The organism is Lysinibacillus xylanilyticus (assembly GCF_001708185.1).
GTDB classification, from domain to species: Bacteria; Bacillota; Bacilli; order Bacillales_A; family Planococcaceae; genus Lysinibacillus; species Lysinibacillus xylanilyticus_A.
On sequence record NZ_MDDN01000002.1, the window covers coordinates 592,926 to 609,803 of the forward strand.

Annotated in this window: 14 protein-coding genes; 5 read left to right on the top strand and 9 right to left on the bottom strand. The window is 38.8% G+C overall.

Translation table 11 applies throughout. The features are described from left to right. Positions 1-92: 92 nt before the first annotated feature. The gene (locus BFJ97_RS07520; RefSeq protein WP_068984007.1) at positions 93-974 is read left to right on the top strand and encodes an NAD-dependent epimerase/dehydratase family protein; all 882 of its coding nucleotides are present in this window, start codon (positions 93-95) and stop codon (positions 972-974) included. Positions 975-1,160: 186 nt separating this feature from the next. Here BFJ97_RS07520 and BFJ97_RS07525 read toward each other — a convergent pair whose 3' ends face one another. The 5 genes from BFJ97_RS07525 to acsA form a co-directional block, all read right to left on the bottom strand. Then, complete coding sequence (locus tag BFJ97_RS07525) at positions 1,161-2,294, bottom strand: acetylornithine transaminase (RefSeq protein ID WP_068984008.1); 1,134 nt, start codon at positions 2,292-2,294, stop codon at positions 1,161-1,163. Positions 2,295-2,396: 102 nt separating this feature from the next. Further along, positions 2,397-3,188, bottom strand: a complete 792-nt coding sequence (argB, locus tag BFJ97_RS07530; RefSeq protein WP_068984009.1) for an acetylglutamate kinase — start codon at positions 3,186-3,188, stop codon at positions 2,397-2,399. Continuing rightward, positions 3,151-4,383: a bifunctional glutamate N-acetyltransferase/amino-acid acetyltransferase ArgJ gene (gene argJ / locus BFJ97_RS07535; RefSeq protein ID WP_068984010.1), complete on the bottom strand. Its 1,233-nt coding sequence runs from the start codon at positions 4,381-4,383 to the stop codon at positions 3,151-3,153. The genes argB and argJ overlap by 38 nt, the downstream gene beginning before the upstream one ends. A gap of 57 nt (positions 4,384-4,440) precedes the next feature. Continuing rightward, the gene (gene argC / locus BFJ97_RS07540; protein ID WP_068984011.1) at positions 4,441-5,475 is read right to left on the bottom strand and encodes an N-acetyl-gamma-glutamyl-phosphate reductase; all 1,035 of its coding nucleotides are present in this window, start codon (positions 5,473-5,475) and stop codon (positions 4,441-4,443) included. A gap of 913 nt (positions 5,476-6,388) precedes the next feature. After that, positions 6,389-8,116 (bottom strand): acetate--CoA ligase, encoded by a 1,728-nt coding sequence (gene acsA / locus BFJ97_RS07545; protein ID WP_439097996.1) that lies wholly within the window; start codon positions 8,114-8,116, stop codon positions 6,389-6,391. Positions 8,117-8,466: 350 nt separating this feature from the next. Here acsA and BFJ97_RS07550 point away from each other — a divergent pair, with 350 nt between their 5' ends. Genes BFJ97_RS07550 through BFJ97_RS07560 form a run of 3 tightly spaced genes read left to right on the top strand, consistent with a single transcriptional unit; the run spans position 8,467 to position 10,931 of the window. After that, complete coding sequence (locus tag BFJ97_RS07550; RefSeq protein ID WP_068984012.1) at positions 8,467-9,099, top strand: GNAT family N-acetyltransferase; 633 nt, start codon at positions 8,467-8,469, stop codon at positions 9,097-9,099. Positions 9,100-9,123: 24 nt separating this feature from the next. After that, the gene (locus tag BFJ97_RS07555) at positions 9,124-9,774 is read left to right on the top strand and encodes an acetoin utilization AcuB family protein (RefSeq protein WP_068984013.1); all 651 of its coding nucleotides are present in this window, start codon (positions 9,124-9,126) and stop codon (positions 9,772-9,774) included. Next, entirely contained in the window at positions 9,771-10,931 is a 1,161-nt protein-coding gene (locus BFJ97_RS07560; protein WP_068984014.1) for an acetoin utilization protein AcuC, read from the top strand. Before BFJ97_RS07555 ends, BFJ97_RS07560 begins: the two co-directional genes overlap by 4 nt. A 106-nt stretch (positions 10,932-11,037) precedes the next feature. Here the strand turns inward: BFJ97_RS07560 and ccpA are convergent, their stop codons facing one another. Together ccpA and BFJ97_RS07570 are read right to left on the bottom strand one after the other, a co-directional pair. Beyond that, positions 11,038-12,042 carry a catabolite control protein A gene (gene ccpA, locus BFJ97_RS07565; RefSeq protein ID WP_068984015.1) on the bottom strand — a complete coding sequence of 335 codons (1,005 nt, stop codon included), beginning with the start codon at positions 12,040-12,042 and terminating at the stop codon, positions 11,038-11,040. Positions 12,043-12,229: 187 nt separating this feature from the next. Next, positions 12,230-13,315, bottom strand: a complete 1,086-nt coding sequence (locus BFJ97_RS07570) for a bifunctional 3-deoxy-7-phosphoheptulonate synthase/chorismate mutase (protein ID WP_068984016.1) — start codon at positions 13,313-13,315, stop codon at positions 12,230-12,232. A gap of 172 nt (positions 13,316-13,487) precedes the next feature. On the opposite strand from BFJ97_RS07570, the gene BFJ97_RS07575 reads away from it, so the two are divergent. Continuing rightward, entirely contained in the window at positions 13,488-15,644 is a 2,157-nt protein-coding gene (locus BFJ97_RS07575) for a cell division FtsA domain-containing protein (protein ID WP_068984017.1), read from the top strand. Between the two features lie 60 nt (positions 15,645-15,704). On the opposite strand, the gene BFJ97_RS07580 is transcribed toward BFJ97_RS07575, so the two are convergent. Together BFJ97_RS07580 and BFJ97_RS07585 are read right to left on the bottom strand one after the other, a co-directional pair. Then, positions 15,705-16,205 (bottom strand): YtxH domain-containing protein, encoded by a 501-nt coding sequence (locus tag BFJ97_RS07580; protein ID WP_068984018.1) that lies wholly within the window; start codon positions 16,203-16,205, stop codon positions 15,705-15,707. A gap of 133 nt (positions 16,206-16,338) precedes the next feature. Then, complete coding sequence (locus tag BFJ97_RS07585; RefSeq protein ID WP_068984019.1) at positions 16,339-16,845, bottom strand: DUF948 domain-containing protein; 507 nt, start codon at positions 16,843-16,845, stop codon at positions 16,339-16,341. Between the last annotated feature and the right edge of the window lie 33 nt (positions 16,846-16,878).

The following is a 16,878-nucleotide window of genomic DNA, read 5'->3' on the forward strand; positions in this document are numbered from 1 at the left end:
AAACAAGCTTGCTACAATCAATTTTGAATTGTAGTAAGCTTGTTTTTTTGTCATTATAAAGAGGACTACTAATTTGAAGAGGTGGAAAAAATATGAACATTTTAGTTTTAGGAGGCACTCGCTTTTTTGGTAAAAAGCTCGTTGAACTTTGTATTGAAATTGGACATAATGTAACTATTTTAACACGTGGTCAAAGTGGAAATCCTTTTGGTACAAAGGTGAAGCAACTAGTTGTTAATCGAGATGATGCTAATGCGTTGTCACAAGTACTATCAGGTACAACATGGGATATTGTCTATGATAATATTTGCTATTCTCCAAATGAGGCACATCAACTAAGCAAAATTTTAGATGGTAAAACGAAAAAGCTCGTTTTCACCTCTACTCTCTCGACCTATGACATAAACAACATTGTCAAAACAGAAGAAGATTTTAATCCTTACGATTATGAAATTCGAATGGGAAAGCGTGAAGATTTTTCATATGGTGAAGGTAAACGACAAGCGGAGGCAGTACTTTTCAAAGAGGCTACATTCCCCGTCGTCGCTGTACGTTTCCCAATTGTTATGGGTGAGAACGACTATACACGCCGTTTACATTTTCACGTTGAGCGAATTTTACAGGATCAGCCTATTTCATTCCCAAATATTGAAGCAAAGATGAGTTTTATTACCGATGAAGAGGCCGCTGCATTTTTATATTTTGCTGGCATTACGCCTATTGAAGGACCTTATAACGCTACAGCAACGGATGCAATTTCGTTACAAGATTTAATGGGGCTTATTGAAGAAGCTAGTGGGAAGCATGCAAAAATTTCACTTGTAGGTGGCGATGAACAGTCGCAATCGCCATATGGAATTCCAGCAGATTGGTATATGTCAACTGCAAAGGCAGAAGCTGCAGGCTTTACATTTAGTCACCTTCACGATTGGCTCCCTGCTCTAGTAAAAACATTAGTAAAAGAGCTGAAATAAAATTTTACTAAGTTACCCAATAGTTTGCGGATGGCATTTGTTAAAACGTAAACCATGTAAGTTGATTGGAGTGGAGGCTGGGTTATGGTGATAAGTCTTTTTTGATTAGCTATTAAAAATCTGCTAAACTTCTTGTAAAAGGAAGTCTAGCAGATTCATTTTTTATCGTATTTAATTGTCTAGATACTATAGCAATATCGTTTTTAAAATCGCTATTGCTTCATCGATTTCTTCCTTTGACACGGTTAAAGGAGGTAATAGACGAATAACGTTTGGTCCCGCCCCTACCACTAATAAGCCCTTTTCCTCTGCTGCCGTTATAAAAGGAACCACTTCAGTATCGCCACCACAGCCAATGCCAAGAAGCAAACCCTGCCCTTGAACTGTATACGTTGACGGTAAATTCGCTTTCAACTGCTTAACAAAATACGTGGAAAGCTCCTGTACATTTTGTAAAAAGGCCGGTTCAAAGATATGATCAAGCACGGTTTCCGCAACACTCATCGCTAACGGATTACCACCAAATGTTGTCCCATGTGTACCAGGACCAAATGTTTCATATAGCTCAGCTGTTCCAAGCATTCCGCCGACAGGGAAACCACCACCTAGTCCCTTCGCCAATGTTACAATATTTGGTTTCAATACAGTTTGCTCATAAGCATATCTTGTTCCTGTTCGTCCAATACCTGTTTGAACCTCATCGATGATTAGTAAAATACCTTTGTCATCACAGGCTTTCGCTATGGCTGCCGCGAATTCTGGTGATACGCTGTTAACACCGCCCTCACCTTGAATCATTTCCAACATAATGGCCGCGACAGAATCATCAATCGTTGCTTCAAGTGCTTCCACATCATTAAAAGGAAGAATCGTAAATTTTTCAACAAGTGGTCCGAAGCCATTATGTACCTTGCCCTGACCTGTTGCAGACATCGCTCCAAAAGTTCGCCCATGAAAAGATTTTTCAAATGTAATCAGATGATTTTTCCCTGTATGCTTACGAGCAAGCTTGATAGCCGCTTCATTTGCTTCTGCACCACTATTACAGAAAAATGCATAAGAAAAATGTGTGTTTGCTACTAATTTTTGCGCAACTTTCTCCTGACCCGGTATATCAAATAAATTAGAAATATGCCAAAGCTTTTCACTTTGATCATGAATAGCCTTCACAATCGCAGGATGGGCATGACCAAGACTCACTACAGCGATTCCACTTGTAAAATCTAAATATTTTTTCCCAGCAGCATCTTCTACTACAGTTCCTTGCCCTTTGACAATTTGGGCACGGCGTTTTCCATAGTTTCCAAATAAAGCACTCATTTTATCAACCCCTACTAATATTTTGCATAGGCAAAAATCTTCAAATATCTTCTCTAAATATCTATACTGCTTCCAGCAAATCATTAGAACGCTCAATCTTCACTATAATAAAGAATGACTTTTACTGGTTGAGGCTAAAATCGTCGTACCTTCTAAGGAATCTCCAACAATTTGCACCGATGGAATACCTGCACTTAAGCATTCAAGAGCTCCTTGTACTTTAGGTATCATCCCACCATAAATATAACCTTCCTCAATCCATTGATCGATTAAGGAAGACGTCGCTTCCGATTGATACTCATCATTAATTCGAATCCCACTTACATCCGTTACAAGTAATAGACTATCCGCATCTATAGCTAGTGCTATTTCACTTGCAACGGTATCTCCATTAATGTTTAACGCCTGACCATGTTCATCTGCTCCAACGCAAGCAATTACTGGTACAATACCCGCACTAATTAATGCTTCTAATAAAGATGTATTAACAGCTTTTACTTCACCAACAAAACCGTATACATCTTTGTCTAAATAATCCGCTACAAGTAACTGACCATCAAAGCCGTTTAAACCAATTGCAGCAATTCCAGCAGTTGTTAATTCATGAACAAGAGCTGGATTGACCTTTCCTATTAACGTTGACTGTACAATAGCAACTGCAGCTTCGTTCGTTACACGAATACCATTTAAAGCGTGTGATTCTACCCCGCGCGCCGCAAGTTCACGGTTAATGGCTGGGCCACCACCATGGGTAATAATAAGCTCTACACCACTCTCTTGTAGTTTTTTAAAATTCTTAAAAAACGACTCGTTTAAGCCTTCTAACGTACTACCACCAAGCTTAATGACCATTCGTTTACGAGCGGTATGATGCATTGATTTGAACGTAGTCATAAGTAAGATCACATCCCCAAGCATGCCCCTTGCCCTCACCCATACCAAGTGACACATAGATTTTTACTTCATTCATTTTTAAAATTTGAATTAACTCATCTTCTGAGAATGAAATGGGCTCACCATTTTCGACCATTGTTGCGCCACCAATTTGGATTGTAATGTTATCTGGATTAACTGTTGCACCACTGTAGCCTACAGCAGCAATAATACGTCCCCAGTTTGCATCACAGCCAAATACTGCCGTTTTCACAAGTGGAGAACCTACTACCGTTTTTGCAATTTTACGTGCTTCTTCATCCGAAATGGCCCCTTCTACTTCAACCTCAATCAGCTTCGTTGCCCCTTCACCATCTTTGGCAATCATTTTTGCTAAATCTTGCGCTACTGTTTTTAGAGTATAGTAAAAGTTTTGCCAATCTGGATGGTTAGGCGTTAAAGCTTCATTTCCTGCTAAGCCGTTTGCCATTACAACTACTGTGTCATTTGTAGATGTATCTCCATCCACTGTGATTGCATTAAAAGTGAGATTTGTAATGTCAGATAATGCATACTGTAAAACATCTGATTCGATATTTGCATCCGTCGTAATAAAGCCAAGCATCGTTGCCATATTCGGTTCAATCATACCTGAACCTTTAGCAACCCCAGCAATAATTACCTCTTTACCGTCAATTGTCGTACTATAACTTGTGTTTTTCATAACAGTATCTGTTGTCATGATTGCTTGTGCAAAATCAATAGCACTTTCTAAATTATCCATAGGCTCTAACTGAATAATCCCATTTGCCACTGGCTCCATATTCATAATTTCACCGATGACACCTGTTGAGCAAACCCCTACTAGATTCGCCTCTATGCCAAGCTTTTCTGCCAGTAGGGACTGCATTGTTAGTGCATCCTTTACACCCTGCTTCCCTGTACACGCATTAGCATTTCCGGAATTAACAATCATCGCCTGCATTTTCTTCGTCGCGTACACAACCTCTTTCGTTACTTTTAATGGCGCTGCCTGAACTGCGTTCGTTGTAAATACACCTGCAACACTTGCTGGTACTTCACTGACTAACACAGCTAAATCTTTTTTCTTATGCTTTAATCCACAATGTAAACCCGCAGCTTTAAAACCCTTTGGTGAAACAATATTTTTACTTGACAATTTTTTCATAATACTAGTTGATGCTATTAATGTCATAAAATAATTCCTCCTTAGTTTTAAGAATAAGAGAAGCATACAGTTTCCTGTATGCTATTAAATAAAGAATGGAACGACATCCAGTCCTGTCGTTTGAGGTAAATCAAATTGAACATTCATATTTTGAATCGCTTGCCCCGCTGCCCCTTTGACCAAATTATCGATGACCCCAATAATTGTTGCACGATTTGTACGGCTATCTACCTTCACCAAAATATCACAATAGTTCGAACCTTTAACACGGTTTGTTCCTAGACTATTTATATCTGTTACAATTCGCACGAACGGATGCTTTTCATAAGTATTCTGCAAACAAGCTACTAACTGCTTCTCTGTAACACCAGGCATAACTGGCGCATACGAGGTCGATAAAATCCCTCGTGTCATTGGCACTAAATGAGTATTAAAAGAAATAGTTGCATCGACACCGGCAAACATAGCAATGGACTGTTCAATTTCTGGTATATGCTGATGCGTATTGGTTTTGTAGATGGAGAAGCTTTCATTCACCTCACTAAAATGTGTCGTTTGCGAAGGCTTATTTCCAGCCCCTGAAATCCCACTTTTCGCATCAATCACTAAAAAGCTCGGATCAATCAATCGCTCTTTTAGCAATGGCAACAACGACAGCAAAACGGCTGTTGGATAGCAGCCAGGATTTGCGATAAGAGATGCATGTTGAACCTGCTCTGCATTCCATTCAGTTAAGCCATAAACACTTTTCCTAAGAATATCGAGTGGTGCCGCCTTTTTACCGTACCACTCTTCATAGCTTGCTGGATCTTTTAAACGGAAGTCCCCAGACAAGTCTATTAACTTAGGACCTTTCCCTACCAACGGAGGTAATAGCTCACTTGTCACCCCAGAAGGCGTGCTTGTAAAAACAACATCAAATTTCTCCAAAGCCCCATAATCAATTTTTTGTAATGGTGTATCAGCAATATGAACGAGATGACCAAACTTAGAAGAAAAAATTACACCTTCTTCTGAAGATGTGAATAAATCGATCCGCTCCACCGCTTTATGATTATGTAAAAATCGAATAAGTTCTAATCCACCATATCCGGTTGCACCTACAATTCCTATTTTCAATACACTCACCTCTGAAATAAGTTAAAATTAGTATACGTCTGTATATTTATTAAGTCAATTGAATTTTTATTTACATTTAAACTTTTCTAAATATTCGCTGATTATCACCAAACGTGAGGTTGATTTCCGTTCCGACTGGGCGCTTTCCTGGGGCGTCCGATGAGCCGCTTCACTCGCGTTGCTCGCTCCAGGGTCTCATCTGTGACGCTGATCCCCAAGGAGTCGCCCAGTCTCCACTCCAATCAACTAAAACACATGGCATACAATTTAACAAATGTCATCTCCAACTTTTGAAGAAAAGCTCTTTGTAAATAAAATAGTTATATTTTTTATTTACTTATCTTTTTAATATTATTGTATTAAATAATAGCAATGCGATTTTTTCTAGAAGGTATAAAAGAGAGGTAACCAATTTCTCTAAAAACTTAGAGTAAGGGGACGTTCTTTCTATCTGAAGGGATATGTATTATTATGCAAAAAATATTAGTATATTCTTTCTGTTTCTATTAGTACTAACAGGTTGTTCTTCTACCAGGTAATCCAACATCAAAAACTATTCTTAAAGAAGATCCTCAAAAAGATATTTTACAAATTGATCAATTAATTTATTTAAAAGCAGCCAATCAACAATCTCTGAAAATGGTGATTTTATAAAAGAAGACAAATTCAGAAAAAAAACGACTACATTCACTCTATTTTTCAAAGATTTTTATCCTTTAAATTGCCAGTTGGATCTGAAATTTTCGCTACATATAATCATCACATTTACACAATTATTTAGAAATTGATGGTAAACAAATATTATATACGGCGCTTGTAGAAGGCTAATCCTAACCCGCCTATAACTGGCAGCAAAACGAGAAAGCAGGAATTTTTCGTCGACCGAATAAATTCCTGCTTCTTATGCTACAAATCAGTCTTCCAACGTAGATAAATCGCCAGTTGGTAAATTTAACTCCCACGCCTTTAACACACGACGCATAATCTTTCCACTGCGTGTTTTTGGTAGCTTATCCTTAAATTCGATTTCGCGTGGTGCAGCGTGTGCAGACAAGCCCTTCTTGACAAAATTACGAATATCCTCAATTAATACATCAGAAGGTTCAATACCCTCACGTAATGATACAAAAGCTTTAATAATTTCACCTCGTACAGGGTCTGGCTTCCCAATAACCCCTGCTTCGACTATATCAGGATGCTCTAGTAGTTTACTTTCCACCTCGAAAGGCCCTACCCGCTCACCGGCCGTCATAATAACATCATCTACACGTCCCTGGAACCAGAAGTAACCTTCATCATCCATATAAGCTGAGTCCCCAGATACATACCATTCTCCTTTTAAGAAATAGGATTCATAGCGCTCTGGATTCCCCCAAATTTGACGCATCATTGCCGGCCAACCACGGCGAACAGCAAGATTGCCCATTGTAAAAGGCGGTACTTCATTACCAGCATCATCAACAATCGTCGCATGGATACCAGGTAATGGTTTCCCCATAGATCCTGGCTTAATATCCATAGAAGGATAGTTACAAATCATATGTGCACCCGTTTCCGTCATCCACCATGTATCATGAATACGGTGACCTAGTTCATCAATCCCCCAACGAATTACTTCTGGATTTAACGGCTCACCAACAGATAAAATGTGGCGTAAAGAAGATAAATCATAATTCTCAAGCATGCCACTACCAGCGCCCATTAACATTCTGAAGGCTGTTGGTGCACTATACCAAACTGTTACACTATAATCTTCAATTGCTTGATACCAAGCTTGTGGTGAGAATCTTCCCCCAACAACTAGCATTGTGACACCATTTAACCACGGACCGAAAATGCCATATGCTGTGCCTGTTACCCATCCTGGATCAGCCGTACACCAGTAAATATCATCTTCACGCAAATCTAGTACCCATTGTGTGGATTGATATTGTTGAAGCATTGCGTTATGGACATGCAAAACGCCCTTTGGTGCTCCAGTTGATCCAGAAGTATAATGAAGAATCATACCATCCTCTCGCTCCAACCATTCAATATCAAATTGAGAAGATGCCTCTTTCAGGCGTTTATTGAAATCTAAAATTTGTGATGTCTCCTCTATATTCGATCCAACTAAAAAGACGTGCTGCAAATGCGGTAGCTTTGCTAAAGGTACTCGTTCAAGCAACTCTGGTGTCGTCACCAGTACTTTCGCTTCACTATCTACCAGCCTGTCATAAACAGCACCTTCCATAAACGCCTCAAATAACGGACCTACAATAACGCCCATTTTCAATGCACCTAATAGTGTAAAATAAAGCTCGGGTGACCGTGGCATGAAAATAAATAAACGATCCCCTTTTTCTAAATTTGTCGCTGCCTTAAAAACATTTGCCGCTTTATTTGTCAGCCTTTTCATTTCATTGAAAGAATAAGCCTCTTTACGCTTACCATCATTAAAATAAAGAGCCACTTTGTTTTTTCGATGCGTTTCTGTATGACGATCAATTGCCTCATACGCCATATTCACAAGACCTGTTTCATACCAACTAAATCCCTTTTCTGTCTCTGCCCAATCATGTACCGCTGCTGCTTCCTCATAATCGGGCAAATTGTATTGCCCTATTAAAGCATTCAACTTCTCCATCATTTTCATCCCCATGAAACTACCCCTTTCTTTGCTATCGCTTTAGAACATTAGGAAGCAAATTTCAAATCGTAATCTAAACCTCACTATTTTTCCCCTTCAAAATTCGCTACCTTCTCCAAAGACAACTACGTTATGTAGCGATTGTTATATAACAGTTTATGCAGTGTAAAATTAATCATTTATTATTCACCCTACATTCATCTGTTAAATAACAGATGCAATATAAATATATTTTACACGAATTTACTAATAATGTCTCAATATTTTTATTTTTCCAAAAACACAGGTGTATTTTGCAAAAATAAGCGTTTTTCCGCAAGAAATCAGCTATAATGGAATCATTAAACTCAGGTGGTGTAATTATGGAACATAAAAAAACTTTTTTTTCTGTCACAAAGGAAACAAAGCATGGTACTGTGTATGTGGAAGGACCTGTTCCTCCAGAAAAATTAGCTACATATTCATTCCACGAAGGTTTGGTTGCTTTTAGACCTCCAAAACAACAACAACAAGCCATTATAGAAATTGCAGGACTTCCTGAAGGAAGAATTATTATTATCCGAAATGAAAATATCATTGTAGGCTACGTCACCTATCTATACCCTGATCCATTAGAACGATGGGCGGAAGACCGAATTGATAACATGATTGAGCTAGGTGCCATTGAAGTCATTCCAGAATATCGTGGAACAGGTGCTGGTAAAGCACTACTAGCTGTGTCTTTTACGGGAGATGAAATGGAAGACTATCTTGTTATCACTACCGAATATTATTGGCATTGGGACTTAAAAGGGACTGGTTTAAACGTTTGGGATTATCGCAAAATGATGGAGAAAATGATGAGCTCTGCTGACTTCGAATATTTCGCTACAGATGATCCTGAAATTACATCACATCCAGCTAACTGCCTGATGGCTCGCGAAGGAAAACGTGTGCCTCCTGAAACAATGGAAAGATTCGATAGACTTCGTTTTAGAAATCGCTTCATGTATTAAACCAACACAAAGGGGATTGAGTATATGATCGTAGAAGAAATTATGAATGATGAGCCCTTCACGCTGGCTCCGACAAATACAGTATTTGAAGCGCTTAAGTTAATGCGCGAGAAAAAAGTACGTCATGTGCCAGTCGTAGACGAGGAGCATCACGTTCTTGGGGTTATTACTGAACGAGATATTAAAGAGGCGTTACCTTCCTCATTACGGGATGAACCAAATTCTCCAGTTTTTAATGCAAAAGTGGAAGAAATTATGGTTAAAAATCCACTCGTCGGCCATCCACTTGATTTTGTAGAAGAAGTGGCTCTTACTTTTTATGAATCCAAAATAGGCTGCTTACCCATTGTCACTGGAGGAAAATTAGTTGGAATTGTGACTACCACAGATTTACTCTATACATATATAGAGTTAACTGGCGCCACTGACCCTGGCTCAAAAATTGAAATTCGCGTATCCGATACGCCAGGAATATTATTTGAGATTACAAAGATTTTTCACGAACATCATGTAAATGTCCAAAGCGTCCTAGTTTATCCTGATTCTGAAAATGCCCAAAATAAAATTCTAAGCATCCGAGTAAAAACACTGAATCCGCTCGCCATGATTGAAGATCTTCGTAAAAAAGGCTTTGATGTATTATGGCCTAACTTACCAGGTGTTTCGTTACAATGAAAAAAGCAGTATTTGTATACTCGCCAGAGCAACTCGGATATAAATTTTCAGATACCCATCCTTTCAATCATAAACGCTTGACGCTTACAATGGATTTGTTAAAAAATATAGACGCTCTTCATGATTTAGATATTGTTCCAGCTCGTGTCGCTACGGAGAAAGAGCTTTTGCTAGCACATGATCCAAAATATATAGATATCGTTAAAAGAGCAGGGCACGGTGAGCTTTCAGAGGCACAATGCGAAAGCTACGGCATAGGTACCGAAGATACACCCATTTTCGAAAACATGCACGAAGCAAGTGCACAGCTTGTTGGCGGAACGCTAACAGCTGTCGATTATGTTATGCAAGGCAAAGCCGAGCACGCCCTCAATCTAGGCGGAGGGCTACATCATGGCTTCCGTGGTCGTGCATCAGGTTTTTGTATTTACAACGATAGTACAGTAGCTATTCGCTATTTGCAGGAAAAATACAACGCTCGTGTACTTTACGTGGATACGGATGCCCATCATGGAGATGGTGTACAATGGAGCTTTTATGAAGACCCGGATGTTTGTACATTATCTATTCATGAAACAGGCCGCTATCTTTTCCCCGGAACGGGTAATATTACGGAACGTGGAAATGGGCAGGGCTATGGCACGTCTTTTAATTTTCCAATTGATGCTTTTACAGAAGATGAGAGTTTCCTAGAAATATATGAAAAGGCTATGCGAGAAGTCTTTGAATATTTCAAGCCAGATGTTGTACTAACACAAAACGGCGCAGATGCACATTTTTTCGATCCATTAACTCATTTATATGGAACAATGAATATTTATAGAGAAATTCCAAAGCTTGCGCATAAATTAGCACATGAATATTGCGATGGTAAATGGATTGCTGTCGGTGGTGGAGGCTATGATATTTGGCGTGTGGTGCCTCGTGCGTGGTCTATGCTATGGCTTGAAATGACCGATCAGCCATTACCGACAGGACCTCTCCCTCAAGCATGGTTAAATCGTTGGCAGCCTGAAGCACCAGTGCCCTTTATTCCAACTTGGGAGGATCCAAATCCCTTGTATGAGCCAATCCCTCGAAAAGCCGAGATTGAAGAAAAAAATGCGCAAATGCTGGCCAAAGCGCTACATATTATTCGCAATGAAAAGCGCGCTTAATATTACGCCTCACGATTTTCGTGGGGCTTTTTTATTTGTTCTCAATCATCTATCCGCCTGCATAAAAAACACGTAAATCATCGACTGATTTACGTGTTAAGTCCCATTATTTACTTTTGACAGATTGTCGATGCTCAATGCGATGAGGTAAAATTACTGCCTTGTCCTCAACAGGCTCTTTGCTCATCAATTTAGTTAGTAAGCGCATGGCAACAGCTCCGATATCGTACAACGGTAGCGCTACACTTGTAAGCTGCGGACGTACCATACGCGCTAATTTTGAATTCTCAAAGCTGATCACTTCAATATCCTCAGGTACATTTTTTCCTACATCCTGCGCACCATGAATCAGTCCAATTGCCAATTCATCACTACCTGCAAAATAAGCAGTTGGCGGATTTTCAAGTGAGGATAATGTTTCCCACGCCTCTAAGCCCATATCATAGCTTGATTCTTCTGCAACAATTAGTGATACATCTATAGGTAAACCTGCATCTTGTAAGGCTTTTTTATAAGCTTCAAGTTTGAATTTTCCATTAATAGTATACGTAAGTGGACCTGTTACAAAGCCGATTCTCTTATGACCGTTTTGAATGAGTAAAGTAATCGCCTCATAAGCTGCTTGGTAATAATCAATATTCACAGTCGCGATGGTTTGTGATTCATCTACTGAACCCGCAAGCACAATCGGTACAGGTGAATGATCCATAGTTTGTTGCATTTTCTCAGTTACATCATCACTCATCATAACAATACCGTCAACCTGTTTCCCCAGCATTGTATCCAGTAGCTGTAGCTCTTTATCTTCATGTTGATCTGAGTTGGCTAAAATAATATTGTAACGATACATTGTTGCAATATCCTCTACACCACGTGCCAGCTCCGCATAAATATTATTTGCAATATCTGGGATAATCACGCCAACTGTTGTTGTTTTCTTACTTGCTAATCCTCGCGCTACTGCGTTCGGACGATACTCTAATCGTTCAATTACTTCTAATACTTTTTTTCGTGTTGCTGGCTTTACGTTTTGATTGCCATTGACTACACGAGAGACTGTTGCCATAGAAACATTTGCTTCTCTTGCAACATCATAAATTGTAACAGTCATCGCACGTGCCTCCCTTTTTTCCTTTTATAGCCTTATAATACGATAATTTTTATAATCTTTTCAAGAAGAAGTAAGTGTATGAAAAGAAAAACCAAGTACAAATAGTATTATTCTAGACATTATTTTGTCACGATATATAGTAAAAACCGCCTGCTACTAATTAAGCAAGCGGTTTTTATCAAAACAATTAAGCATGGATTTCATAGTTCTTCATGAAATTTTGTAATGTTTCGTAGAAAGCATCAAATGTCGGAATATCCATTTGTTGTTGTGAGTCAGATAGTGCTACAGACGGATCTGGATGCACCTCTGCCATGACGCCATCAGCTCCAATTGCAATTGCCGCCTTAGCACATGGTAATAGTAAATCACGACGACCTGTTGAATGCGTAACGTCTACAAATACTGGTAAATGCGTTTCTTGTTTTAAAATTGGTACGGCAGAAATATCTAATGTGTTACGAGTTGCTTTTTCGTAAGTACGGATACCACGTTCACAAAGAATAATGTTCTCATTCCCTTTAGACATAATGTATTCTGCTGCGTGAATGAATTCATCAATTGTCGCTGCTAAGCCTCGTTTTAAAAGTACAGGTTTGTTTGCAGCACCAGCCGCTTTTAATAATTCGAAGTTTTGCATATTACGTGCACCAATTTGGATAACATCGATATAATCCAATGCTTCCTCTAAATGACTTGGTGTAACAATTTCCGTAATAACGGCTAAACCGTATTCCTCTGACACACGTTTTAAAATTTTTAGACCTTCTAATCCAAGACCTTGGAAGTCATATGGAGAAGTACGTGGTTTATATGCTCCACCACGTATTAATTTTTCACCTTTTGCTTTAATAGATGCTGCTACTGCTGCTACTTGCTCGTATGATTCTACAGCACAGGGTCCAAATACGAAAGATGGTTTTCCTTGGCCAATTAGCTCACCATTCACATTAATGACAGTATCTTCTGATTTCTTTTTACGGGATACAAGTAACTCTTTCTTCTTATCTGCTTCAAGTTGTTTTAAAGCTGTTTTAAAGATTTGCTTAAATATATAATCAACCGTCATTTGATTTAACGGACCTTGATTGTGTTCTTTGATGAGATCAAGCATGTGTCGTTCACGTAATGGATCATAACGATTCACACCTTGTTTTTCTTTAATCTTACCGATTTCATCAACTACAGTTGCTCGTTCGTTAATTAGACGAAGAATTTCTAAGTTTAAGTCGTCTATTTGACTACGTAAACTTTCTAAATCTTTTTGGCTCATGCTTCTTTCCCCTCTCCTCATGACAGACACTTTCAGAACTCTGAAATGTATGTTACATTTTTAGATATTAGCATCATTATAATCAATGTTGTACAGAATGTCACGCATTTTTAATTTAGCGCTTCAACTCGCTAAATTATATTAACATATTTCGAGAAAGGAAGCGAGTATTTTGAGTTCAAAATTATTTGCACTTGATATCGGTACACGCTCAGTAGTGGGCATTATTTTAGCTGAAGATAATGACCGCTTTCACGTGGAAGACATCTTAATAAAAGAACATAAAGAACGCGCCATGGTTGATGGACAAATACATAACGTCATGTATGTGGCAGATTTAATCAATGAAATTAAACATGAACTTGAAGACAAGCACGGCCCTTTAACAAAAGTGAGTGTCGCTGCGGCTGGTCGCTCTTTAAAAACAGAACAAGCAAGCGTAACAATCAATATACGTAATCGGCCAATCTTTACAGAAGAGGATATAAGTCGTTTAGAACTACAAGCTGTTCAACAGGCACAGCAACAGCTTCTACAACATAAAGAGGATACCAAAATAAGCCACTATTATTGTGTTGGTTATTCAGTTCTATATTATCGATTAGATGGTGAAGAAATTGGTAGCCTACTCGATCAGCAAGGTGATGAGGCACAAATTGAAGTTATTGCTACGTTCCTACCTCGAGTTGTCGTAGAATCACTAATTGCAGCTCTTAAACGCGCGGATTTAGAAATGGATGCACTAACGTTAGAACCTATTGCAGCTATTAATGTCCTGATTCCGCCTACTATGCGCCGTTTAAATGTTGCACTCGTTGATATTGGTGCTGGGACTTCCGATATTGCCATTACTGATAAAAGTACTGTTGTCGCCTATGGTATGGTGCCAACAGCTGGTGATGAAATAACAGAGGCTTTAAGTGACCACTATTTACTCGACTTCCCTGTTGCTGAAAAAGTGAAGCGTCAACTGCAAACAGAAGAAGAAATTTTAATTCAAGATATTTTAGGCTTTGATCAATATTATCCGAAAGAAGAAGTTTTTCAAGCAATTGAACTTGCTGTCAAACAACTTGCAAAAGCCATCGGGGAAGAAATTTTACGCCTTAATAATCGTACAGCTCCTAAGGCGGTCATGCTTGTTGGTGGAGGAAGCTTAACACCAAACCTTACGACAGAACTTGGACTAGTACTAGATTTACCAGCAAATCGTATTGCCGTTCGAGGGATTGACGCCATTCAAAACTTAACGAAAGAAGAACATATTAAAGCATCGCCTGAACTGGTTACACCAATCGGTATTGCCATTGCAGCAAAAAAAATGCCCATTCAATATATGAGCCTAACTGTCAATGAACAAGTAGTTCGTCTTTTTGAATTAAAGGAAATGACCGTTGCCGATGCATTTTTAGCAGCCAATATTCGAGCAAAACAATTATATGGTAAACCAGGACATGGATTATCAGTGAGTGTAAATGGACAAGATATTTTCATCCCTGGTGGTCACGGTCAACCGGCGGAAATTTTAGTAAATGGGCATCAGGCATCTACTAAAACGATGATTAAAACAGGCGATGCCATCCAGTTAATTGAAGGCCAAGACGGTCAGCAAGCTACTGCTACAGTAAGAGATATTGTAGATGATGCTGCCATCAAAACAGTCACGATTCAACACACAAAATATGTAATAGAACCACAAATTACTGTTAATGGTTCCCATGCATCTCTAGATAGTGCAATAAATGATCGAGATGTTGTTAAGTTTGAAATAGCGGAAACAGTAGAGGATGTATTTAAAAACACAAATAATCGAGAGTTATTAAAACAATTTGAGTCATTTTACATTCAAGTAGACGGAAAGCCACTTTATTTACCAGAGTTTTCAGCGCAATTAATGATTAATGGTAAACCTTCTAAAATGACATATGCTGTACAAGATGGGGATGTTATTACATTTCAGCAACAAACATTACCGACTGTTCAACGTATTGCTGATCAAATGAATGTTTTACTTGAGGATAATATCATCGTACATTTCCAAAATGAGGTGTTGGAGCTAAAGAAGATGGCAAACGAAGTACTCGTTAATCAGGTAGTCGTATCACCACTTTCAACAACACCAAATGGAGCAACCATTTCATTTAAAGAAAAAGACCGAAGTCGTTGGATTTACCAAGATGTATTCCGCTTCTCCAATTGGCAACTACCTACTACATTTAAAGGTAACTTTACAATTTTACGAAATGGCCAACCGGCAAGCTTTGATATGGAGATTTTCGGTGGGGATAAATTAGAAATTTTACTAGAAGAAGCGTCTATATCTCACTAAAACAAAAAGGGATCCAATACGTCGAAAGATGTATTGGATCCCTTCTTTATCGCTCATGCATTAGGCGCGAACTTCTTCACTTTTTTCATCAGCTTGCACTTTTTTTTCACTAGCATCCTCTGCTTTAGGCTCTTCATTAGGAATGAAATCCTCTAGTGGCTCTTCACCCTCGAAAGAAACAGTACCATCATCAAAAACAGTTGGTGCCTTTGCTGATTTTAATGTTTTAACTTTCTCTACTAATTGTGTAGATTGCTCTTGAAGTTGTTTAGATAATTGAACCGTTTTATCTTTTGCAGTTGTCGAGAAATCTGCACTCTTATCCTTAAAGTTAACAGCTTGTACTGCTACGTCGCTACGTAAATCTTTTCCTGATTTTGGAGCTAATAATAAGCCTGCAGCTGCACCTACTATACCCCCAACTAATGCGCCAATAACAAAATCTTTCATGTTCACACGCTCCTCTTCATAAATCGATTCTTGCGGATAATAAAGCTGAGGCAATGAACTTTCAAGCTGTTGTTCCTTCACTTCATTAAAATTCGGCTTTTGAGTTGTCATGCAACAATTCCTCCCCATAAAATAATCTAATTTGCCTAGACTGGTTGTCCATCTGCTTTCGCGGATGCATCTTCAACTTATGCCTAAGACTTTATTTTTATTCAGTTGACATTCAATGTCTACCGAATAATAATCACTTTTTACGGCCCCATCTTCTTTTCGATTTTTCCGACTGCTCTGGTTCAAAAGAGTAAAGATCTTCTTGACCCATTTCATGTGCCTGATCGATGATTTTACGCTTCTTCCACTTATCAGCAATACCCATTGCGACATTGCTCCACTGAACAACCTGTGCAATTTTTTCTTCATTGTGTTCTACACTTTTTGAAATCGAAGAAGTGATTTGCTGTACAGACGTATTTAGTCCGTTCACAGAGTCACCAATGCCCTTGACTGCATGAACAACGGAATTTAACTGTTCAGATTTTTCTTGAATATCCTCTGCTAAGCTATTTGTTTTGGATAGTAAGGAAGTCGTTTCGCGTGTAATACCCTCCATTTGTCCCTCAATACCTGATAATGTCCCAGCTAAGCTGTTAAGAATTGATTTGAGCGAAAATAATGTCATGCCGACGCTCACACATAAAATTAAAAACCCGATTGCTGCAATGATTGCTGCAATATACAAAATAATTTCCATCACTAGACCTCCCGGAAGTAAAAATTCTCTTTA

Bases quoted from the DNA above. Each gene is read 5' to 3' on its own strand.
- BFJ97_RS07520 (WP_068984007.1), top strand. From the start codon at position 93: ATGAACATTTTAGTTTTAGGAGGCACTCGCTTTTTTGGTAAAAAGCTC.
- BFJ97_RS07525 (WP_068984008.1), bottom strand. From the start codon at position 2,294: ATGAGTGCTTTATTTGGAAACTATGGAAAACGCCGTGCCCAAATTGTC.
- argB (WP_068984009.1), bottom strand. From the start codon at position 3,188: ATGACTACGTTCAAATCAATGCATCATACCGCTCGTAAACGAATGGTC.
- argJ (WP_068984010.1), bottom strand. From the start codon at position 4,383: ATGACATTAATAGCATCAACTAGTATTATGAAAAAATTGTCAAGTAAA.
- acsA (WP_439097996.1), bottom strand. From the start codon at position 8,116: ATGGGGATGAAAATGATGGAGAAGTTGAATGCTTTAATAGGGCAATAC.
- BFJ97_RS07550 (WP_068984012.1), top strand. From the start codon at position 8,467: ATGGAACATAAAAAAACTTTTTTTTCTGTCACAAAGGAAACAAAGCAT.
- BFJ97_RS07555 (WP_068984013.1), top strand. From the start codon at position 9,124: ATGATCGTAGAAGAAATTATGAATGATGAGCCCTTCACGCTGGCTCCG.
- BFJ97_RS07560 (WP_068984014.1), top strand. From the start codon at position 9,771: ATGAAAAAAGCAGTATTTGTATACTCGCCAGAGCAACTCGGATATAAA.
- ccpA (WP_068984015.1), bottom strand. From the start codon at position 12,042: ATGACTGTTACAATTTATGATGTTGCAAGAGAAGCAAATGTTTCTATG.
- BFJ97_RS07570 (WP_068984016.1), bottom strand. From the start codon at position 13,315: ATGAGCCAAAAAGATTTAGAAAGTTTACGTAGTCAAATAGACGACTTA.
- BFJ97_RS07580 (WP_068984018.1), bottom strand. From the start codon at position 16,205: ATGACAACTCAAAAGCCGAATTTTAATGAAGTGAAGGAACAACAGCTT.
- BFJ97_RS07585 (WP_068984019.1), bottom strand. From the start codon at position 16,845: ATGGAAATTATTTTGTATATTGCAGCAATCATTGCAGCAATCGGGTTT.